Source organism: Delftia sp. NA_296.1, assembly GCF_052692095.1.
Genome location: NZ_JBQZGF010000001.1, coordinates 510,703 through 531,505, shown reverse-complemented (window position 1 = coordinate 531,505; position 20,803 = coordinate 510,703). Strand labels below are relative to the sequence as shown.

The following is a 20,803-nucleotide window of genomic DNA, read 5'->3' as shown; positions in this document are numbered from 1 at the left end:
GGCTTGCGCTGATTCGCAAGCTTGATGAATCCGTAAGTTCCTGGTGCCGTGCATCCGAGTGCTCTTGCCGCTTTGGCAGTGCCCCTTTGTCGTCGGCGATCGAGTCTGCCCACATAGCCACTACGAGGGCCGAGGGAGATGCGATATAGCCGGGTTTGAGCTGCGAGACAGGCGCCCGGAATCTGCGGGTCACCACGGCGCCAGCCGCACAACTCAGTCCGACGGCACAGCGTCTGTACTGCCCAGAATCTCCGCCACCTTGAGCGCCAGCGCATCCAATGTGAACGGCTTGGTCAGAAGCTGCGTCCCGGGGTGCAGGTTTTCCTGGCTGAGCGGAGATGCCTCGGTGAACCCGGTGATGAAGAGCACCGGCAGGTCGGAGCGGGCCAGGCGAGCCTCGTCGGCAAGCTGCTTGCCGTTCATTCCGCCGCGAAGCCTCATGTCCGTGATCAGCATGTCCACCCGGGTTCCGGCACGCAGTACCTGCAGCGCGGCGGCGGCATCGGCCACGGCAAGCACCGTGTAGCCCAGGTCGACAAGCGCCTCGTCGATGAGATGGCGGATCGGGGCTTCGTCATCCACGACCAGCAAGGTCCTTTGGGCAGGCACCACCACCTGCCTTGCCGCATCGACCGCGCGTTCTGCAACGGGCGCGGCGTCGCACCTGGGCAGATACAGGCAGACCGTGGTGCCCTGGCCCGGCTGGGAGAAGATCCTGACCGCTCCTCCCGATTGCCGCGCGAAGCCGTAGATCATCGACAGCCCCAACCCTGTTCCATGGCCCACCGGCTTGGTGGTGTAGAACGGCTCGAAGGCGCGCGCAATGGTCTGCTCCGACATTCCTGTACCCGTGTCGGTGACGCACAGCGACACATAGCCGCCCGGCGGAAGATCCCACTCCCGGGCTGCCGCCTCTTCAAGCTCGATATTGGCTGTCCTGATGGTCAGCCGGCCGCCTTCTGGCATGGCATCGCGGGCGTTGATGCACAGGTTCAGGATGGCGTTCTCCAGCTGCGTTCCATCGATTTGCGCATGCCACAGATGGGCTGCCGGCACGATGTCGATGTCCACGCTGGCGCCCACCGTCCTGCGCAGCAGGTCCTCCCAATCGGCCAGGAGCGCGGCCATATCGGTGGGCTTGGAGTCCAGGATCTGCCGGCGGGAGAACGCAAGCAGCCGCTGCGTGAGCGTGGCGGCGCGCCGCACCGCCCCCTGCGCTCCATGGATGAAGCGCGTGAGGTTGTCCACCTGGCCGCGCGCCAGCATCCGCTGCAGCAGCTCCAGATTGCCCATGACGGCCGCCAGAAGGTTGTTGAAGTCGTGCGCAAGGCCGCCCGTCAGCTGGCCCACGGCCTCCATCTTCTGCGACTGGCGCAGTTGCTCCTGCACCTTGGCCAGCGCTTCGGCCTTGGCCATTTCGGAGGTGATGTCGCGGCCCACGGCGTTGATGCGGCCTGCCGCCGAACGCGTGGACCAGGAGATCCAGCGATAGCTCCCGTCCCGATGGCGATACCGGTTGTCAAATCGGGCATGCGCCATGCCTGTGGCCAGCTCCTGCGTGTCCTGGATGGTGCGCGCCAGATCCTCTGGATGGATAAGATGAAAAAGCGTCGTGCCCAGCAGCTCGTCTTCACGCCAGCCCAATACCTCGGTCCAGGCCGGGTTGACCGCAGTGATGATGCCCTCGAACGTGCAGCGCATCATGATGTCGGATGACAGCTGCCACAGCGCGTTGCGGTCGGCCGTGCGCTCTGCCACCTGTTCCTCCAGCGTGGCATTCAAGCGCTCCAGCGCGGCCTGGGCCTGCTTGCGCTCGGTGATGTCGGAGGCCGCTCCCAGCCAGCCGGTGATGGCACCTGCGGCATCGAACAGCGGCACGGCGCGCGAGAACGCCCAGCCCACGCTGCCATCGACCCGGTTCACCCGGTGCTCGATCACATAGTCCGTCTTCGTGCGGATGGCCCGCGCAATCTCCGCGCGCACCAGGTCGCGGTCCTCCGGGGGGATGTAGTCTTCCAGCCAGTTCGTGTTGGACGCTTGCGTGTCGGGGATGAACCCGCCGCCTGCCAGCTGGTGCAGCTCGCTCCAGTCCGCACTGATGGAGTAGCGCACTTCCGACGAGGACCGCACCAGCGCATCCAGCCGTTCCTCGCTCTGGCGCAACAGGTCCAGCGCCCGCCGTTCCGCATCGATGTCCAGAATGGCGATGGCCGTGGCCACGACTTCCTTGTCTGCATTGCGCAGCGGCACCCCGAACACGCGCGTCCATACCTCGAGCCCCTGGGGCGTGTCATAGACACAGTCAACACCCGGCACCACCAGCTCCCCGCGGAACGCGCGGGCGGCCACAAACTGGTCGCGGGGGACGGGCTTGCCATCCTTGTCCCAACTGCGCCAGCGCCCCCGGTCTTCCTCGGCCGACAGCAGCGAAGGGATGGGGGTCTCCGGCAGGAAATGGCGGTAGGCCGGGTTGGACATCAGCACCTTGCCGCCCTTGCTCACCAGGCACAGGCCTATCGGCAGATGCTCGATGAAATCCGAAAACAGCGTCTTCTGGTCCGCCACCTGTGCATCGAACGGGTCCTTATCGCTGGTGCCCGCGCCCTGCACGGCGCTGGCATGGCCCGCCGTTGCAATCGCCAGCTGCGCCCGCAGCCGGGCGTTTTCAGCCCGAAGCAGGGCAATCTCGTCAGACGCTTGGATCATGGGGGGATGGGGCGGGGCGTTGGGTGGAGGAGAGGGGGCAGCTCGCCGCTGGCGGGGACGGCGATGCTGCCTGGGGATCATAGCTGTGACTGCTGGTACGACCGATGTTGAGGCTGCAGTCCTCGGTGCGGCAATTCTTGTGAGCTTTCGGCCTTCCAAGGACTATTGGGTTGAACTGGCCGTGCAATGGGCTGAATTTGGGTCCCCAATGACCGATGAATCGGTCGACGAACGCTCTAAATGTGCCGTTGAAAATATGGAAGTCGAGAACCTTATTGAGAAAATGGCAAAAGGATGCATATTTCCGCCAATTTCTCGAATATGAATCAAACAAATCGGCAATGAATGATCTGCCCCGTCGTGCAGGCCATGGCTGAAGGGGGCGGCGATGGGGCTTCCCTGCAGGAAACGTGCCGCAGGCACCGCCGCCGCTGTGACTTTCATGTCACACAGCACAGCTGTCACGAAGAATACTTATGTGTTGCTTAGAGTTCCCGCAGCGGTGGCAGGAGGCTACCGTCATTCTCATTAATAAGTTCAGTTCGTATCTCGCCAATGAAAAATCAAAAAACGTGCTCGCGCATTCTGGGACTCGCGATGGGCACATTCTTCGCCTCTTCTTCCAGCTTGGCCTTGGCACAATCTTCCGTCACCATTTTTGGTGTGGTGGACGTCGGCGTCACCATTGCCAAGTCCGGCAGCAACAGGCTCAATGCACTGAACTCCAGCCAAGGCAAGACCAGCTTGCTTGGCTTGCGCGGCACGGAGGACCTAGGCGGCGGCAACCGAGCTCAGCTCTGGCTTGAAGGCGGCCTCAACCCCGATGTCGGCACTGGCGGCAGCAGCGGCTCCCTTGGCTTCGAGCGCCGCTCCACGATCGGGCTGAGCAACAATTCCTGGGGTGAAATCCGGCTGGGTCGCGACTACACCCCCAGCTACAACATCTTCACCGCTTTCGCGGGCCCCGACACCACCACCGGTGTGCAGGCCAATCTGTTCCAGACGATCCGCCAGACTGCCTATAACGCCGCCAGCCAAAGCGGCGTGGTCGACCGCACGCGCATCAGCAACGCCGTGGGCTACTTCCTGCCGAGCGACTTGGGCGGTGTCTATGGCCAGTTCTCGGTTTCCTTTGGCGACGAGAACGCCTCCGGCTCTGGCGCAAGCAAGGCCCGCAGGTACATAGGCGGCAACCTGGGCTATCGCTCGGGCCCGCTGAACGTGGGTATCGGCTACGGAAGGATCGACGGCACCGCGGCCGTGGCTTCGCCCAGCGCCATCGCCGCAACCAGCGATCTCGAAGACCTGGTGCTGGGCGCCTCGTACAACTTCGGCAGTTTCCTGCTCAATGGTGGATACAACAGCCTGAAGTGGGAGCCCGTCAACGGCGCAACCTCCGGGAAGGTGGACGGTTTCTACCTGGGCGCAACCATTCCCATGGGGCCAGGCAGCTTGCGCGTCAAGTACGCCAGCGCCAAGTTCAGCGGCAACGCCTCTGCCCTCACGCGCAGCGGCGGCAAGGCCGACAAGTATTCGATCGGATATGTCTACGACTTCTCCAAGCGCACCTCTCTGTACGCAGGGCTGGCGCGTGTCAACAACAAGAACGGCGCCAGCGTCGGCCTGATCGGCGGCCCTGCGGGTGTGGCCAACGCCGGCTCGACCGGTGTGGATCTGGGCATCAGCCACTCGTTCTGAGCGGCACAGCGCCTTTTCCAGAAACGAAGCCTTCAAGCTTGGGCAGGCCCTTGCCACGCAGGGCCTGCCGATCTGCCTATCTGCCTATCAGGCTTGCCTCTTCTTCTCAAGACCTACTCGCCATGCGCCCCCCCACTTCTTCCTCCTGCCTGATGGCAGTGATCTCCGCCGCGGCTGCCTTGCTGAGCGCCTGCGCCGACACCCGCCCGCTCCAGGCCGCCGGCTCCGAGACGGTGACGCAGACCACCGGCGTCGGCAGCATCCGCGCCACCGTCACGCGCCAGGACGTCCAGTTCGACGACAGGTTCTATTTCCCCTACGAAGGCCAACACCCCGCCACCAAGGCCGATTTCCCCAAGGGCTTTCTGCCAGCCTACGGTTCGGGCCTGGCCTTGAAGGGCAGACGTGCCGACGGCACGCTGGAGTTCTACGCCATCACCGATCGCGGCCCGAACGCGACCACCGGCCCGGTCACGCAGATCACCGACGGCTCCAATCCCGCGGGCTTTGCCAGTTCCACGGTGTTTCCCTCGCCCAACTTCACTCCGTCCATCGGCGTGATCGCCCTCGGAAAGGACGGATCCAGGCTCGTCTCCACCCTGCCGCTCAGATTCAGCGCCACACAGAACGCCAACGGCCGCGTGCAGCCACGGGGCATCACAGGCAACACGGGCGAGCAAGTCCTGGACGACTCCTTCACCTATCCCGGCAAGGCCAAGGGCTACAGCGAATTCGGCCTGGACACAGAATCCGTGGTGGTGGATGCCGCACGCAATGTGCTGTGGGTGTCAGACGAATACGGACCCTTCATCGTGAAGATCGACCCGGCGACCGGCATCATCCAGAAGAAATACGGGCCCGGCACTGGCGCGGCCGATCTGCCGGCCATTCTCGCCAAGCGCCGCGCCAACCGTGGCATGGAGGGGCTGAGCATTGATGTGGTCAGCGGCAAGCTGCACGGTTTCCTGCAAAGCCCCCTGGACGACGGCAAGGCCGACTACACCACCGCTGCCGTTGCCGACGCCACAGGCAAGTCGGAGAACGTGCGCGACTACGCTCGCTTTGTGCGCTGGGTGGAGTTTGACCCGACCACCGAGAAAACCCGCCTGTTTGCCTTGCCCGTGGACAGCCGCTGGTACAACCAAGGCAAGACCGGCAATGCCAAGCTGGGTGATGTGGTCTCACTGGGCAAGGGGAAATTCATCGCCATCGAGCAAGGCACGGGCAAGGACAAAAAAGTCTTCAACGACCTGGTTCTGATCGAGTTTCCGGCCAACGCCACCGACATCACCGCGCTGGGCTCCGACCTGGAAAAGAGCAGCCTGACTGGCAAGCCGGTCAATGGCTCAGACTATTCCAAGGTCGTGACGCTCAAGAAGACCCGGCTCTTCAACCTGAACGCCACCGGCTGGGTGGCCGAGAAGGCCGAAGGCCTGGCACTGGTCGATGACTACACGCTGGCGCTGACCAACGACACCGACTTCGGTGTTTCGCTGGCCGTGCTGGACGCCAGCGGCAAGGAAATCGAAGGCTCGGACGTCACCAAATGCATGGTGGACGCCGAAGGCAAGATCGTGCACGACGGTCAATGCGCCAAGGGCGCGGCGAGCCTGCGCTTTACCACCAATGACGTCAACGATCGCACGCAGCGACTGTGGACCTTTGGGTTCAGCAAGAAGCTGAGCGAATACGGCGCTCCCTGAACGACTGCGACTGCATGGCATAGGCAAGACAACGGGGCCACGGCGATCCAGGGCGGTTCGTCCAGCTCGGTAGTCGCCGCGCCGAACCAGCTCGCCACGTGCAGCCCTGGCGCCCACAAACTGGCCCCTGGGGATAGGCTTGCCTTCCTGGTCCCAACTGCGCCAGCACCCCCGGTCTTCCTCGGGCGCCACAAGCGGTGGTGGAAGGCTTTCCGGCAGGAAATGGCGCTAGGCCGGATTGGACATCAGCACCTGCCCACCCCGGCTCACCAGGCACAGACCTATAGGCAGATGCTCGATGAAAACCGAGAACAGCGTCTTCTGGTCTTCCACCTGTGCATCAAACGGGTCCTGATCGCTGGCGCCCGCGCCCTGTACGGCGCTGGCATGGCCCGCCGTGGCAATCGCCAGCTGCGCCCGCAGCCGGGCGTTTTCCTCGCGAAGCAGGGCAATCTCTTCAGACTCCTGGATCATGGGGGGATGGAGCGCGGTTTCGGGTGGGGTAGGGGGTCAGATCGCCGCTGGGTGAGGCGGCGATTTTGCTTTAGGGATCATAGCTGTGAGTGGCTGGCCAGGCCGGCTCGTGCGAGGAGGTTCCAAGAGGTGCTCATTCCGTTTCCTCTGGCCTGTACACGGAGCAACACTGCCAGCGGTATCTGTCACCGGACGATTGCGTGGCGAGGTCTTTGAAGGCTGCACCCAAGCTCTGCCGCACCAGGGATGCCAAGGTCAGGCGATCTTCTTGCTGCAAGTGTGTGTATGGTGAAGTCATTCGTGCAAGTTACCTGAGGTTCAGGTGTTGCACTTCATATTTGACACCACCGTAAATCAACTGTGCAAAGACAATGATGAAAATCTTCTTTATGTTGGTGGGGCTCATGATTTCTGGCATCACGTCTGCTGGTGAGAAGAATTCACCACTAATCCAAGATTTAAAAGAAGTAAAGAGATCTGCAGATGAATTCTTGATAGAGGAAAACAGGCAGAAGAGAACGCAATTCACTGCTGTTCGAATAAATCCAAAAATAATAGTTGAACAGTGCGCTGTTCCACTTGAATCGGACTGGGCATCCTCAGACAGTGAAGTTTTAGGAAAAAGAGTTCAAGTTGTCTGCAAGTCGACATTGCACGACAAAAAAGGTTGGCGTGTTCTAGTGCCAATTTCTGCATTAATAACACTCAATGACTAGAATTCATTTCTATAAATTAAGAATACCGTTTGCAGTCGTATTGGCAGCGGCAGAACTACTCGATTGGATCGTTGATGAGTGAAATCAAAGGCCTATATTGCTCGTTGGCAGCTTTTTCTAGGGAAGCTAGAGTCATTGTTTCGGGGGATCATCACTGGTCGCGGATAGAAAAATATTTAAAGAGGTTCACTCCTAAGTCGAACATTTCCAAGATTATCTCGAAGAAACTGTGGAGAACTACTGCTAGCCCGAAAAACAATGCTTACGTTGTTGAAGATTACCGCAGAGACCGAACGCCAACCGTAAGTCTCAAATAACTCGTTGCTGGGTACGGGTCCATCATCGAAACAGTGATTTATTTTATTTATGTAGAATAATATATCTGTTCTTTCCTTCATGTCTGGTAAATAACGGCTGTTAATAGCATTTAAATGCTTCACGACCTGATCGAGTCAACACCGAATTTGTTAGTATGATTCCTCCCACGGGAGCAGATCATTGGGCAGCCGCCGCCGAGGTGCGCCTGTTCGAACCTGCTAGCGTAGAATATTGAATACTTAGCGCAAATCATGCTCACGCTGTGGGACGTACAAGTCCATCAAGATGAGGCGGGGTGCAGAAAAACTCTATTCTTCATCGCTGACATTGGTTGGGTAAGGCTTACGGGGCATTGCCGCACTCTACTTGGACTACCTATCATAGCGAACAAAGTTGATAACACGCTCTAGAGGTCGGTCGCGAGCTTGCAGAGTAATTTTGGGTGCAATGGCCCGATGAGTCTCAAAAACGTTATTGGACCGTGTTAAGACAGTGGGCTAAGTGAAGAAAAAATTGTTGCGACGCCCGAGGCTAGGATTCACGGTCATGAATCACAAAGCTAAGAAAATCTATAGCTGCTTTTGGAAAAAATTGGGTTTACCGCTCTGCTGAGAACCTTGGTATGCTGCTTATTACGATTGTCAACTGGCAGAGCCTTTATATGATTCGGTTCTATTTTGTTGCGAGATGATTTGCCTCACTTCGCAAGATCTTTTTCGTCTTTGAACGATTCAGGGCCATCTAGGTATGCAGCAATTACATCTCCGTGGCAAGCTTCTGGCTTGCAGTGGCAAGCTAGACGTAAACCCCTTAATCCGAGAATTCCCTTTTTAAAAGCTAAGTCTGTATCCAACTTTTCTTTAAAGTATTTCCTGTATTGTTCAATAACGTCTTCTCTGTCGGGTCCATCCTCTTCTCTGGATATAACAAATGGATTTCCCCACAAAGTGCCACGGCCTATATATATATCATAGTCTTCAGTTGAATTTTTATTTACTATTTTTGTGACTTTGCAGGCAAAGAGCTTTGTTGGAATCTTATTGTATCGCGCCTCAAAAAGCAGGTCTGTAAAATCCTCACCATCCCACATTAGGATAAGATGCGCCGCAGTATTCAGCTTTTGACGCGTATCTAAGCTATCTTTTATCGTAACCTCAGTGGCGTCGGGCCAGCGAGACAGTAACTCTTCACGAAGACTGATGTTTCCACTCAAGAATGAGTATTCGTGCCCAGAAACTCTATTTCCCAAAGAATCTAGGCATTTTGAAATAGCAAAATTTCTAATACTTGGCGAAGCGGCAAATAAAATATTCATAGGCTATAAATGAATAATTTTGTACTCGGCATGACCTTTTTCTGTTAGATATTTTGCCAACAGACTTCTGTGGCAAAAATGCGGCTTTGCTTCACTACATAGCAAGCACCCGTGGTCTCCAAGCAAAGACTTTGATGATAACTCAACTCTTCTTTTTTGTATAGTGGAAAGATACTCATTGGCATAAACTTCCCAAGTTATAGCTTTACTCTTAAAGGCTTTAAGCGAATTTTCTTCGGGGGCTGAATCCTCCCAATGGATATATGAAATATTGGCGATAGCTTTGCAGAAATATCTAAGATCATCTCTCTTGCTGAATCCAGCAAGTTGACCTGTATTATTTAATCTAGTATCTATTAGGCGGTTTACTCCATTTTTTTTCAAAATTGAGAAGAAGTCCTCGGCTGGCTTCTGCGTAAATCCGATGGTAAAGATATTCTTAGACATATGAAGACAGTTCGGGCTTGTACGAAGGAAATGAATAGATGCCATTAATCTGAAGCCAGTGCTTGGGAGTTTCCCCTTGTGGTGCCCACGCTCGACCAATCCCTAAGCGAAGATATACCTGCTGTTGCGCAGCAAAAAAAAGCTTAAGCTTATTTGCGCCATAGTCTCCATTTAATATATCTTTAGTGTGATCTTCTAGGCGCCTATCTTTTATTGGGAGATATTGAAGCTGAATCCCTTCGGCATCTGAAATATGTCCCTTGAGCACTTGCTGCCCATCACGATGGTCAATCGTAAATCGCAACTGTGCATGAACTTGATTCAATTTTAAAGTTGCAATAGAGCATTTTGGTGGACAATCCTCCGGAAACCATTTTTTATTTGTCGCTTGGCCGAATGCGGATTTAATGGTTGATTTGGATGAAGACTCAAGAACATTGAAAAAATCGTTTGCAGATGCCACCCCTACAACGCTAAAATTCGAGAAAAAGAAGTCTTCTATATGTGGAGTATTCGGAGGATTGTTGGTGGGTCGAAAATCACCCCTTACGATTGAGCCGGGCTGCACATTGCTTGCTTTCGCCTCAGTATAGGTTAAGTATCTATTTCCATTCACCATTTTCTGCGGACGCACACATATACCGGTCATTGGATCGATGCCAGCAATGCAAACGTGTCCGCCTTTCATGTTTGTTACGTCAGTTACTATGATGTCCATGCTCTCCTCCTTATGGTATTGCTTTGCGATTGTTAATAACGATTGATTAGTATTGGGTATTTTTTATCTCTGGCTATTGGGGGAATTACTGGGTACTAAGTGCACAGATTCATGTAATGTCTTCTGGGCGTTGATTATTGATAATGGTATTTCATTACCAATTTCTGATTAGGATGTTAGCGAGAGCATTTTAAATGCCTGCTCTTGGATGGCTGACGTCTTGCCGACTTTCGATCCGCACGCAGCAGCGCCTGGGTGCGCCGTCGGAGTCGCTAAGGCCACTTGGATCTACCGCAATGCGTTGAAGGCAATCGGCGATCTCCGCATCAACGGACAAACATTGTTCTAGCCATCCTAAGGCTAGTTAGGGCCAGAATGGTGCGCCCCATTGAGTTTCATGCGTACGACGTGCCGCGCTGAAACATCCTTGGGATCTATATGCGATATGGGGATTTGAGGTGAACGCCGATAGTCTGGCTGTACATGCTCAGAGTCTCAGTTGGGCATATGGTGAGATGGCGCCCGAGGTAGTTGTTTCCTGCAGTAGGCTTCTAGCCGATCGTGTCCGAGCCGTAAAGTTTTGCTCTTGGTCGGCAGAAGTCTCTTGTTGAATTCTGCTGTCGCACCTCAACTCGCTACGCACATCGTTAGACCGATCCCCTGGTGCAATCCCACAACCTTGCAAGTCTTGCAGAAAGACGGCTTGGTAGTGTGTCAGCCTTCTACGAAGGGTCTCTCTTCAGCTTTACAAATTTCCAACTACAGGTGGCAGACAACGGCTTGGCAAAGCTCCAAGCTTTGCTGCCTGGCTCCCCTCCACGTCCTGTGAACCAGGGGGACCTAAACCTGCTCGACAAGATCCCCAATGCCCCAGCCAACCCCCGCCACCACACCCCCACCCAAACTCGAAGACCTCGCCATAGACGCCGTCCTGCACATGGGCGCCGCGCTGGATGTGCTGGACCTGCACGCTCGCCACAAGGTCACGGCCATCAATTGCGTGTGCCGCGATCTGCTGCGCATCTACTACGTGAAGGCCGATCAGGCGCAGTCGCTGGAGCCTGAGGACAAGGAGTTGGTGGGCCTGCTGCACGACACGGCGGTGAACCTGGGCTATGCCATTGAGGTGGTGGAGCATCTCAATGGCGATGAGGCCGACGACCCCATTCTTTATGCCGTGAGCTATCTGCTCAGGGCTGCGAAGCGGTTTGCGGATGAGGGGGTGTCGGTGGCGTTGACCTGAGGAGTGCTGCAGGCGCGGATGGCCTGCGGACATGGCGGGAGCGAGGCAAAAAATGGGCGAAAAAAAGCGCGCCCCATGCTGAAGCGCGCTGTCGGGTTGGGGTCGAGACTCAGTCCTTCTTGGCCCGGATGACTTCGCCGCCCACGGCGTCGATCTTGACTTCCATGAGCGTGCCGTTGGCCTGCAGCACTTCGACCTGGTAGCTGGTCTGGCCCCAGTGGGAGTCCAGTTCCGCGCTGACGGGCGTGCCCGGGGTGTGGCGGGTGGCGGCCTGGATGGCTTGCTCAATGGTGGATTTGGCCTTTTCCAGGCGCTGGCGGTCCTTGCGCTTGGCGGCGCCGTCATTCTTGTGCTGGGCGGCCTGGCCGGTGATGGCGTTGACCCAGACTTCCACGCTGTCGCCGGCCGGGGTGATGACCTCGATTTCGTAGCGCGGGCCCATGCCGTCGCCGTCGTCCAGCTGGGCTTCGATGGCCTTGCCGGGCACGGCCTGGGTGGCGCGGGTGATGGCCTGCTCCAGCGGAATCTTGGCCTGGCTGGTGATGGTCTGCCATTCGGCCACCGATTTGGCTGCGGCGGGCAGGGAGGCGGTGGCGCAGGTCAGGGCCAGGGCGATGGAGAGGGCGGCGGTGCGTGCGAACGGGGCAGGCTTCATGGGTATGGCTCCTTCCGGGAATGGGGTTGGACAAGACAACGGTCGGGGCCATTGTCTCCACCGTCCCGGAGAGCGGTTGTCGGAGAGGGCGCCCTTTGCCCCCTCCGGCGTGCTGCGGTTTGATCCAGCGCAAGCTCTGCGTTCAGAGGCCCAGCACCTTGGCCACGTAGTCGGCGTCCTTGTCGCCCCGGCCCGAGAGGTTGATGAGGATGTGCTGGTCCTTGGGCAGGCCGGGCGCCACGCGCATGGCCCAGGCCACGGCGTGGGCGCTTTCCAGCGCGGGGATGATGCCTTCCACGCGCGACAGCTGCATGAAGGCGTCCAGGCATTCCTTGTCGGTGACGGATTCGTACTGCACGCGGCCCAGGTCCTTGAGGTAGCTGTGCTGCGGGCCCACGCCCGGATAGTCCAGGCCCGAGGCAATGCTGTGCACGGCAGCGGGCGTGCCGTCTGCGTTTTCCAGCACGTAGCACTTCATGCCGTGGATTTCGCCGGGCTTGCCCATGCTGAGGGTGGCTGCGTGGCGGCCGGGCTTGTCCGTGCCTTCGCCCGAGGGCTCCACGCCGACGAGCTTGACCGAGGCATCGCCCAGGAAGGCCGTGAAGATGCCCATGGCGTTGGAGCCGCCGCCCACGCAGGCGGCCACGTGGTCGGGCAGCTTGCCGTGTTTGGCCTGGAATTGCTCGCGCGCCTCGCGGCCGATGATGCTCTGGAAGTCGCGCACCATCATCGGGAACGGGTGGGGGCCGACCACGGAGCCGATGGCGTAGATGTAGTCCGTGGGGTTGGTGAGGTATTCCTCGAAGGCGCTGTCCACGGCCTCCTTGAGGGTGGCCGCGCCGCGCGTGACGGGCACGAGCTTGCAGCCCAGGATGCGCATCTTGGTGACGTTGGGGTGCTCCTTCTCGATGTCCACCTGGCCCATGTGGATCTCGCAGGGAATGCCCACCAGCGCGCAGGCCGTGGCCAGGGCCACGCCGTGCTGGCCGGCGCCGGTTTCTGCGATGACCTTTTTCTTGCCCATGAACTTGGCCAGCAGGGCCTCGCCCAGGCAGTGGTTGATCTTGTGGGCGCCGGTGTGGTTGAGGTCTTCGCGCTTGAGGTGGATCTGTGCGCCGCCGAGCTGCTCCGACAGGCGCCGCGCGTGGAAGATGGGGCTGGGGCGGCCCACGTAGTCGGCGAAGAGTTGGGCCAGTTCCTGCTGGAAGTCTTGGCGTTTGGTGATTTCGGCGTAGGCGGTGTTGATGTCGTCCATGGCCTGCTTGAGGTGGGGTGGGACCAACTGGCCGCCGTAGGGGCCGAAGTAGCCTTCTGCTGTGGGCATGGGGGCGAAGGTGGGGGGTGTTGTGGTCATGGTTGCTGGCGGGTGTTCTGTGGAATGGCGGATGGTGGCGGTGGCAGCTTACGTAGGGCTTCTGTGCCGCTGAAGAGAGAAAACCCCGGTTGGATTGACCGGGGTTTCTTGCTTTTTGACCCTGGCGGGTGGTTGTTTTTCGAGGCCGGGTTTCGGCCCGGCGGCCGACCTCCTTTTCTTTGATTCGTCAAAGAAAAGGAGGCAAAAGAAAGACGACCCGAATGCCCGCGACCCTCCGCTCCGCTGCGGGCGACCTGCGTCGGGCCGCCTGCGGGGTTCGCCGCAGAACTCACTGCGCGCTGCGCGCTCCGTTCAGACAACTGCGGCGAGTCAGTTGACGAGGCAGTCCTGTCCTGCGGCAGGACTGCAACCCCGCAGGCGGCCCGACGCAGGCGCGGGCATACGGGATTGAGGGGTGCGGGTGCAGGGCATTGCCCGCTGGCCTGAGCCTGGCGGTCAGCCGTTCTTTTGCAGGGAGCGGATGACGCTGGAGAAGTCCAGGGCGCCGTTGCCGGCGATGGAGTGCATGGCGTACATGGCGCGGGCCATGCCGCCCAGGGGTGTGGAGGCCTTGACTGCCATGGCGTTTTCCTGGGCCAGGCCCAGGTCCTTGAGCATGAGGTCGGTGCCGAAGCCGCCTGCGTAGTTCTTGGAGGCGGGGGCGTTTTCGTGGACGCAGGGGAAGGGGTTGTATTTTTCCAGGGCCCAGTTGCCGCCCGAGCTGCGTCGCATGATTTCGCTGAGGACCTTGGGGTCCAGGCCGTTGGCCACGCCCAGGGCGATGGCTTCGCTGGTGCCGATCATGAGGATGCCCAGCAGCATGTTGTTGCAGATCTTGGCGGTCTGGCCCGCGCCCACGGCGCCGGCGTGGAAGATGTTGGCGCCCATTTTTTCGAGCAGAGGGCGGGCGTGTTCGAGGTCGGCGTCGCTGCCGCCCACCATGAAGGTGAGGGTGCCAGCAATGGCGCCGCCCGTGCCGCCGGAGACGGGGGCGTCGATGAAGGCGATGCCTGCGGCCTGGGCGGCCTTGGCGACCTTTTGGCTGGTGGCGGCGGCGATGGTGGAGCTGTCGATGATGAGCGCGCCCTTGGCAATGCGCTGCAGCAGGCCGGCTGCGCCGTCACGGCCGAGGAAGAGGCCTTCCACGTGCTGGCTGGCGGGCAGCATGGAGACCACGGCTTCGGCGCCCTGCACGGCGTCCTCGGCGCTGGCGGCAATGCTCACGCCCTCTGCAGCGACCTTGGCGCAGGCGTCTTTGGAGAGGTCGAAGGCCTTGACCGTGTGGCCGGCCTTGTGCAGGTTGATGGCCATGGGGCCGCCCATGTTGCCGAGTCCGATGAATGCGATCTGCATGTGCTTGTCTCCTGTGTTGTGAAGCTTGTGATGTGTCTCAGTGGCCGGTGTCGCTAGTGTCCTTGTCGCCGTTCGCAATGTCGGCGCCGCGTTCCTTGAGCAGTGAGCGCAGGATGCCGCGGTGGCAGCGCGCCTCCTGCTCGCAGTAGCAGCCGATGGCAAAGGCGCTGTGCTGCGAGAGGGCGGCCAGCAGGTCCAGGGTGCGGCTGGCGGCGGGGTCGGCCATTTCCTTGCGGAACTTGCGCACGAACTGCTGCCAGAGCTTGTCGGCCTCGGCCTGGTGGCCGTGGTCCTGCAGGCGGTGCGATTCGAGCGCGGTGTGCATGGTGTCGGGCTGGGGCGAGAGTTCGGGGTACCAGACGTCGTAGTAGTCGCGGCTGGCGAATTCGGCCTTGGGCACGCCGCGCGGCGGGCGGCGCACGGTGCCTATGCGCAGGCCTTCATCGGCGTGGCGGGGGCTGCCTAGCTGGACGATGCGGATGGGCATGGGGCTCTCCTGCAAAGGCGGCTTATTCGTCGCCGAAGATGGGGTGCTTGCGTGTGCGGCGCCCGGCCGGGGCGGGCGGCGCTGGCGGTGTCTTTGCGTCGGCGGGCGCGGGTTCGCTGGCCTGGGCCTTGCGCTTTTTCGGGGGCGTGGCCTTGGCTTGGGGGTTGAAGGCCAGGGCCTGGGCAATCCAGTGCTGCCACTGCTGGCGCGTGGCGTAGGCGGCGGGGCCGATGAAGAAGTAGCCGTCCATCTGGCCCTTGGATGAGAGCGGGCGCAGGCCCGGCGTCTCGGCCACGGCGGCGTGCTGCGAGGGCGGCAGGCGCACCAGCAGTTCGTCGTCTTCCACGCCCAGGCACAGCTTGCCGTTGACCATGAAGACATGGCAGCCGAACATGCGCTTTTCCTGCACGTCGTCGCAGCCGGCCAGGGCTTCGCGCACGGCGTCTATGAGGTGCAGCGTGGTGTCGGAGAGCGGGCGGGCGGGCATGGCGTGGGCTGGATGTGGATGAGTCAGCGGATCATGTCCGGTGCATCGCCTTCCAGCATGCGCCGCGCGATGATGACGCGCATGATTTCGTTCGTGCCTTCGAGGATCTGGTGCACGCGGGCATCGCGCATGAGGCGTTCCAGCGGGTATTCGCGGATGTAGCCGTAGCCGCCGTGCAGTTGCAGGGCTTCGTTGCAGACCATGAAGCCGGCATCGGTGGCAAAGCGCTTGGCCATGGCGCAGTAGGTGGAGGCGTCGCGCGCGCCGGCATCGAGCTTGGAGGCGGCCAGGCGCACCATCTGGCGCGCGGCCACGAGTTCGGTGGCCATGTCGGCCAGCTTGAACTGCAGCGCCTGGAAGCTGGCAATGGGCTTGCCGAACTGCTTGCGCTCGTGCATGTATTGCTGGGCCTGGGTGAGCGCGCCCTGGGCGGCGCCCACGGAGCAGGTGGCGATGTTGATGCGCCCGCCGTCCAGGCCCTTCATGGCGATCTTGAAGCCTTCGCCCTCACGGCCCAGCAGGTTGTGCGCGGGAATGCGCACGTTGTCGAAGCTGATGACGCGCGTGGGCTGGCTGTTCCAGCCCATCTTCTCTTCCTTCTTGCCGTAGCTGATGCCGGGCAGGTCGGCGGGCACGGAAAAGGCGGAGATGCCGCTGGCGCCCGAGCCTGCGTCGCCCGTTCTGGCCATCAGCACCAGCATGTCGGTGCTGCCCGCGCCGCTGATGAAGGCCTTTGCGCCGTTGATGATGTATTCATGCCCCGCCAGTTCGGCCCGGGTCTTGAGCGAGCCGGCGTCCGAGCCTGCGCCGGGCTCGGTCAGGCAGTAGCTGGCCAGCTTGCGGCCGCTGGTCAGGGCCTCGCCCCATTCGGCGCGCACGGCGTCGGTGGCCCAGGTGCCCAGCATCCATGTGGCCATGTTGTGAATGGTGATGAAGGCGGTGGTGGAGGGATCGACGGCGGCCAGTTCCTCGAAGACCATGGTGGCGTCCAGGCGCGGCAGTTGCAGGCCGCCGGCGTTCTCCGGCGCGTACAGGCCGCAGAAACCCAGTTCGCCCGCCTTGGCGATGGCCTCGCGCGGGAAGATGGATTCACGGTCCCAGTGCGCGGCATGGGGCGCGAGTTCGGCCTGGGCAAAGGCGCGGGCCGATTCGGCAAAGGCGCGCTGGTCGTCGTTGAGTTCGAAGTCCATGGCTGGCTTGTCTCCTGCGTTGGGCTCTGGGGCCCTTGTTGTTCTGGGGGTGGCTTTCGGGGCCTGTGGGCGCCTGTCGATGCCTGTCAGTGCTGCAGCCAGCGCTCCAGCGCCTGCATGCGCTCCTGTGTCGCGGCCGTGAGGCAGTCGTGGTACAGGCGCGGGCCTTCGGGCTGGGTTTCGCTGTCGCGCGTGGCGGCCTTGCAGCGTGCCGTGCGGCCCTTGATCCAGCCGTTCTGGTCGTGGCGCAGGCCCGTGCGCTTGCCCTGGGGCAGTTGCTGCATGACGTCCAGGTAGCGGATGTTGAGCGCGGTGTCGGCCTCCTGGAAGGCCTGGACCGCGCAGGCATTGCGGCTGGCGGCGGCGGTGGAGGTCGGGTCGCAGGCTGCACCGGCCTGCGCGTGAAGGGTCAGGGGCAGGGCGGCCAGGGCGGTGAGCAAGGCAGCACCCAGGCTCCGGGAGAGGGAGGCGGTCATTGGAAAACGCATGCCGCCATCATCCCAGAGCCGGGGCCTGCCCCGGATCAATCCAGGCCCGCCCACCCGTGCATCAGCGCAGGCTGATGGTGGTGTTCACGCCCTGGCTGGTGGTGCTGTCGTCGAACCAGCGCGCCGTGACGGTCTTGGTCTGCGTATAGAACAGCACGACCTGCTTGCCGTAGGGGCCCAGGTCGCCCAGCTTGGAGGCGCGGCTGCCCGTGAAGGAGAACAGCGGAAACGGCACGGGAATCGGCACGTTGATGCCGACCTGGCCCACGTCGATGTCTTCCTGGAACTTGCGCGCCGCCGCGCCCGACTGCGTGAAGATGGCCGTGCCGTTGCCGTTGGGGTTGGCGTTGATGAACTCGATGGCCTCGTCCAGGCTGTCGGCAGCCGCCAGGCAGAGCACGGGGCCGAAGATTTCCTGGTCATACACGCTCATGCCCGGCTTGACGCCGCTGAACACGGTGGGGCCGACGAAGTTGCCCTTGTCGTAGCCTGCCACCTGGGGCTTGCGGCCGTCCAGTTCCAGCTTGGCGCCGTCGGCCAGGCCGCGTTCGATCAGGCTTTCCACACGCGACAGCGCCGCGCAGGACACCAGCGGGCCCACGTCGGTGCCGGGCTCGGTGCCGCCGCTGACCTTGAGGGTCTTGGACTTTTCCACCAGCTCGGGAATCCACTTCTGTGCATCGCCCACCAGCACGGCCACCGACAGCGCCATGCAGCGCTGGCCTGCCGCGCCGAAGGCTGCGCCCAGCAGGGAGTTGAGCGTTTGCTCCTTGTTGGCGTCGGGCATGACGATGGCGTGGTTCTTGGCGCCCATCATGCATTGCACGCGCTTGCCGGCCAGGCTGGCGCGGTTGTAGACATGGGTGCCGACCTTGGTGGAACCCACGAAGCTGATGGCCTTGATGTCGGGGTGGTCGCAGATGGCGTTGACCACGTCCTCGCCGCCGTGCACCACGTTCAGCACGCCGGGCGGAATGCCGGCTTCCAGCGCCAGCTCGCACAGGCGCATGGTGACCATGGGGTCCTGCTCGGAGGGCTTGAGCACGAAGGTGTTGCCCGTGGCAATGGCCATGGGGAACATCCACAGCGGAATCATGGCCGGGAAGTTGAAGGGGGTGATGCCCGCGCACACGCCCAGCGGCTGCAGCACGGAATAGGTGTCCACGCCGTTGGCCACGTTGTTGGCCAGCTCGCCCAACTGCAGCGAGCCGATGTTGGCCGCATGCTCCACCACTTCCAGGCCGCGGAAGACGTCGCCTTCCGCGTCAGGCAGGGTCTTGCCCTGTTCGGCGGTCAGCAGGGCGGCCAGCTCCTTCATGTTCTCGCGGATCAGCTGCTGCAGCTTCAGGAAGATGCGGGCGCGCTGGCCAATGGGGGTCTTGCGCCAGGTCTTGAAGGCTTCCTTGGCGTTGGCGACGGCGGCGTTGACCTCGTCGGGCGTGGCAAAGGGCACACGGGCCAGCACTTCCTGCGTGGCCGGGTTGACCACATCGCGCCATTGGGTGCTTTGGGATTCGACCAGCTTGCCGTTGATCAGCAGCTTGACCGTGGGCGCCAAAACCTTGGCGGACGTGGATGCATTCATGGCTTGTCTCCTGTTGCGGTGGTGTCAGCCCGGCATGCGTGCGCCGGGCGTTCATCGCATGGTAGCTGTGCGGTTTTTCGCAAGCAATGGAGATGTGTGCAGTCTTCATGTGCTTTTTTGCACAGGCTGGCGCAAAAAAGAGCATGGCCTGCGGCAGGCGCAGGCCATGCTGGTTCCGGCGGTCAGCGGCTCAGTCCGTGCCGGTGGCCGGCAGGCGGGCGTCGTCGGAAGGAGCGGGGGTCTGAACGGCGCGGGCGCCGGGCTTGCGCAGCGGCTCCAGCTTCACGCGGGCATTGGCGCCCAGGCCGGACTCCAGCTTGGCCAGCAGGCGCAGCAGCTCCTGCAGCTCGCCGTCTTCCAGCGGGGACACCAGGCGGTGGTAGGCCTGGTCCACCAGCGGCACGCTGGCGGCCAGAAGGGCGCGGCCCTTTTCGGTCAGCGTCAGTTCGTGCTGGCGGCGGTCGCGCGTGCTCAGGGCGCGGTGCACGTATTCGCGCTCTTCCAGCCCGCGCACCAGGCGCAGCGTGGTCACCTTGTCAAAGCCCATGGCGCGCGCCAGGGAGCTTTGGTCGGAGCCGGGGGAGGCGTCGATCAGGACCAGGGCGCCGTACTGTGGCGGTGTCAGTCCCAGGGGGCGGCATTGCTCTTCAAAAATGCCGACCGAAATCTGGTGGGCGCGCCGCAGCAAAAAGCCAGGGCGCTGATATAGCGGCAGTGGTGCAGGCGTCATCGTGTCCATATGCGTCTAGTATTCTTGCAGAAGTGTCCAGTATTCATTCGATTTCCACCAATTGTGCCCATTTTGGTGCATGATTACCATGCGTTTGCATGCTAACTACAAAAGAGGTCTACATGCGAAATTTTGTTGGCAGACGGCAATTTTTGAAGACAAGCGGATTGGGAGTATTGGGTTTACCCGTAGCAGGTGCCATCGCCAGTACCGAGAGTGTGCCTCTGAAATTGATTGTGCCTTTCACTCCCGGAACAGGAATCGACACGATAGCGCGAACCATCGGACCTTTGCTGGCCAAGCGCCAGGGCCGGCCCGTGGTGGTGGAGAACAAGCCGGGCGCCTCTGGAAATATCGGCACCGAGGCCGTTGTGCGCTCGCCCGCCAATGGCCAGACGCTTTTGGTGACAGTGAATACCCTGGTGATGAATGCATCGCTGTATCCCAAATTGCCATTCAATCCGCTGACAGACCTCGAACCTGTGACGCTGACCAGTTGGGGGCAGTTGATTTTGGTGACGCCCACGGCCTCCGCCTATCAGACGGCGGCCAATCTGGTGAAGGCGGCCAAGGCCTCGCCGGGCCGTATCAATTACGCATCGCCGGGAGTGGGCACTCCGCACCATATGGCGATGGAGCTTTTCAAGAGCACGGCCGGGGTGTCGATCACGCACATCCCGTATCGCGGAACAGGGCCGGCGCTGACGGACCTGCTGGGCGGCCAGGTGGAGTGCATGTTCCTGCCCATTCATGTGGCATTGACCCATGTGAAGGCCGGCAAGCTGCGCGCGCTGGGCATTGGCAGCCAGCGGCGCCACCCGCTGCTGCCCGATGTGCCCACGCTCAAGGAGGCCAAGGCGGGCGATGTGAACGTGGATATGTGGTACGGCGTGTTTGCGCCGGCCGGCATGCCGGCGGACCAGGTCGATGCCCTCAATCGCGAGATCCGCGCGATTTTGGCGTCGGAGGAAGTCCGGCATGCCTTCGCGCCCCAGGGGATGGATCCGGCCGGCAGCACGCCGGCCGAGTTCAAGGCCCTGGTGCAAAAGGACGCCCGGCGCTGGGCCGATCTGGTCAAGGCGCGGGGGATTACCGCCGAGTAGGCGGGGCGGGCGCCAACAGCGCCCCTGGAGAAA

Annotated in this window: 19 protein-coding genes; 5 read left to right on the top strand and 14 right to left on the bottom strand. The window is 61.0% G+C overall.

Annotated elements, in window-relative coordinates:
* Positions 1 to 213: 213 nt before the first annotated feature.
* Positions 214 to 2,706 (bottom strand): PAS domain S-box protein, encoded by a 2,493-nt coding sequence (locus ACUTR7_RS02570; RefSeq protein WP_445608043.1) that lies wholly within the window; start codon positions 2,704 to 2,706, stop codon positions 214 to 216.
* A gap of 597 nt (positions 2,707 to 3,303) precedes the next feature.
* Between ACUTR7_RS02570 and ACUTR7_RS02565 the strand changes: the two genes are divergently transcribed.
* The gene (locus ACUTR7_RS02565; RefSeq protein WP_013802488.1) at positions 3,304 to 4,404 is read left to right on the top strand and encodes a porin; all 1,101 of its coding nucleotides are present in this window, start codon (positions 3,304 to 3,306) and stop codon (positions 4,402 to 4,404) included.
* Between the two features lie 122 nt (positions 4,405 to 4,526).
* A complete protein-coding gene (locus ACUTR7_RS02560; RefSeq protein ID WP_445608042.1) occupies positions 4,527 to 6,107 on the top strand; it encodes an esterase-like activity of phytase family protein in 1,581 nt (526 codons plus the stop codon).
* A 228-nt stretch (positions 6,108 to 6,335) separates the two neighbouring features.
* On the opposite strand, the gene ACUTR7_RS02555 is transcribed toward ACUTR7_RS02560, so the two are convergent.
* The gene (locus ACUTR7_RS02555) at positions 6,336 to 6,581 is read right to left on the bottom strand and encodes a hypothetical protein (protein ID WP_445608041.1); all 246 of its coding nucleotides are present in this window, start codon (positions 6,579 to 6,581) and stop codon (positions 6,336 to 6,338) included.
* Positions 6,582 to 6,955: 374 nt separating this feature from the next.
* Here ACUTR7_RS02555 and ACUTR7_RS02550 point away from each other — a divergent pair, with 374 nt between their 5' ends.
* On the top strand, positions 6,956 to 7,297 hold the full coding sequence (locus tag ACUTR7_RS02550) for a hypothetical protein (RefSeq protein ID WP_445608040.1): 342 nt from the start codon (positions 6,956 to 6,958) through the stop codon (positions 7,295 to 7,297).
* Between the two features lie 1,015 nt (positions 7,298 to 8,312).
* Here ACUTR7_RS02550 and ACUTR7_RS02545 read toward each other — a convergent pair.
* Genes ACUTR7_RS02545 through ACUTR7_RS02535 form a run of 3 tightly spaced genes read right to left on the bottom strand, consistent with a single transcriptional unit; the run spans position 8,313 to position 10,095 of the window.
* Positions 8,313 to 8,930: a DUF4326 domain-containing protein gene (locus ACUTR7_RS02545; protein ID WP_445608039.1), complete on the bottom strand. Its 618-nt coding sequence runs from the start codon at positions 8,928 to 8,930 to the stop codon at positions 8,313 to 8,315.
* 3 nt (positions 8,931 to 8,933) lie between these two features.
* A complete protein-coding gene (locus tag ACUTR7_RS02540) occupies positions 8,934 to 9,377 on the bottom strand; it encodes a DUF488 domain-containing protein (protein ID WP_445608038.1) in 444 nt (147 codons plus the stop codon).
* Positions 9,370 to 10,095, bottom strand: coding sequence for a hypothetical protein (locus tag ACUTR7_RS02535; RefSeq protein ID WP_445608037.1), 726 nt, complete (start codon positions 10,093 to 10,095; stop codon positions 9,370 to 9,372). The genes ACUTR7_RS02540 and ACUTR7_RS02535 overlap by 8 nt, the downstream gene beginning before the upstream one ends.
* 865 nt (positions 10,096 to 10,960) lie before the next feature.
* Between ACUTR7_RS02535 and ACUTR7_RS02530 the strand changes: the two genes are divergently transcribed.
* Positions 10,961 to 11,338, top strand: a complete 378-nt coding sequence (locus ACUTR7_RS02530) for a hypothetical protein (RefSeq protein WP_445608036.1) — start codon at positions 10,961 to 10,963, stop codon at positions 11,336 to 11,338.
* A 109-nt stretch (positions 11,339 to 11,447) separates the two neighbouring features.
* Here ACUTR7_RS02530 and ACUTR7_RS02525 read toward each other — a convergent pair whose 3' ends face one another.
* From ACUTR7_RS02525 to ACUTR7_RS02485, 9 genes are all read right to left on the bottom strand, one after another.
* The gene (locus ACUTR7_RS02525) at positions 11,448 to 11,993 is read right to left on the bottom strand and encodes a PepSY domain-containing protein (RefSeq protein WP_445608035.1); all 546 of its coding nucleotides are present in this window, start codon (positions 11,991 to 11,993) and stop codon (positions 11,448 to 11,450) included.
* A gap of 142 nt (positions 11,994 to 12,135) precedes the next feature.
* Entirely contained in the window at positions 12,136 to 13,347 is a 1,212-nt protein-coding gene (gene trpB / locus ACUTR7_RS02520; RefSeq protein ID WP_197956305.1) for a tryptophan synthase subunit beta, read from the bottom strand.
* 456 nt (positions 13,348 to 13,803) lie between these two features.
* The gene (gene mmsB / locus ACUTR7_RS02515; RefSeq protein WP_445608034.1) at positions 13,804 to 14,700 is read right to left on the bottom strand and encodes a 3-hydroxyisobutyrate dehydrogenase; all 897 of its coding nucleotides are present in this window, start codon (positions 14,698 to 14,700) and stop codon (positions 13,804 to 13,806) included.
* 37 nt (positions 14,701 to 14,737) lie between these two features.
* The gene (locus ACUTR7_RS02510) at positions 14,738 to 15,187 is read right to left on the bottom strand and encodes a DUF488 domain-containing protein (protein ID WP_445608033.1); all 450 of its coding nucleotides are present in this window, start codon (positions 15,185 to 15,187) and stop codon (positions 14,738 to 14,740) included.
* A gap of 22 nt (positions 15,188 to 15,209) precedes the next feature.
* On the bottom strand, positions 15,210 to 15,674 hold the full coding sequence (locus ACUTR7_RS02505; RefSeq protein ID WP_445608032.1) for a TfoX/Sxy family protein: 465 nt from the start codon (positions 15,672 to 15,674) through the stop codon (positions 15,210 to 15,212).
* 23 nt (positions 15,675 to 15,697) lie between these two features.
* Positions 15,698 to 16,864, bottom strand: a complete 1,167-nt coding sequence (locus ACUTR7_RS02500) for an acyl-CoA dehydrogenase family protein (protein ID WP_445608031.1) — start codon at positions 16,862 to 16,864, stop codon at positions 15,698 to 15,700.
* Between the two features lie 86 nt (positions 16,865 to 16,950).
* Complete coding sequence (locus ACUTR7_RS02495; protein WP_445608030.1) at positions 16,951 to 17,352, bottom strand: lysozyme inhibitor LprI family protein; 402 nt, start codon at positions 17,350 to 17,352, stop codon at positions 16,951 to 16,953.
* Positions 17,353 to 17,413: 61 nt separating this feature from the next.
* Entirely contained in the window at positions 17,414 to 18,937 is a 1,524-nt protein-coding gene (locus ACUTR7_RS02490) for a CoA-acylating methylmalonate-semialdehyde dehydrogenase (protein ID WP_445608029.1), read from the bottom strand.
* A gap of 190 nt (positions 18,938 to 19,127) precedes the next feature.
* Positions 19,128 to 19,676, bottom strand: coding sequence for a MarR family winged helix-turn-helix transcriptional regulator (locus tag ACUTR7_RS02485; RefSeq protein WP_445608028.1), 549 nt, complete (start codon positions 19,674 to 19,676; stop codon positions 19,128 to 19,130).
* A gap of 113 nt (positions 19,677 to 19,789) precedes the next feature.
* Here ACUTR7_RS02485 and ACUTR7_RS02480 point away from each other — a divergent pair, with 113 nt between their 5' ends.
* Entirely contained in the window at positions 19,790 to 20,770 is a 981-nt protein-coding gene (locus ACUTR7_RS02480; protein ID WP_445608027.1) for a tripartite tricarboxylate transporter substrate binding protein, read from the top strand.
* The last annotated feature ends 33 nt before the right edge of the window (positions 20,771 to 20,803 follow it).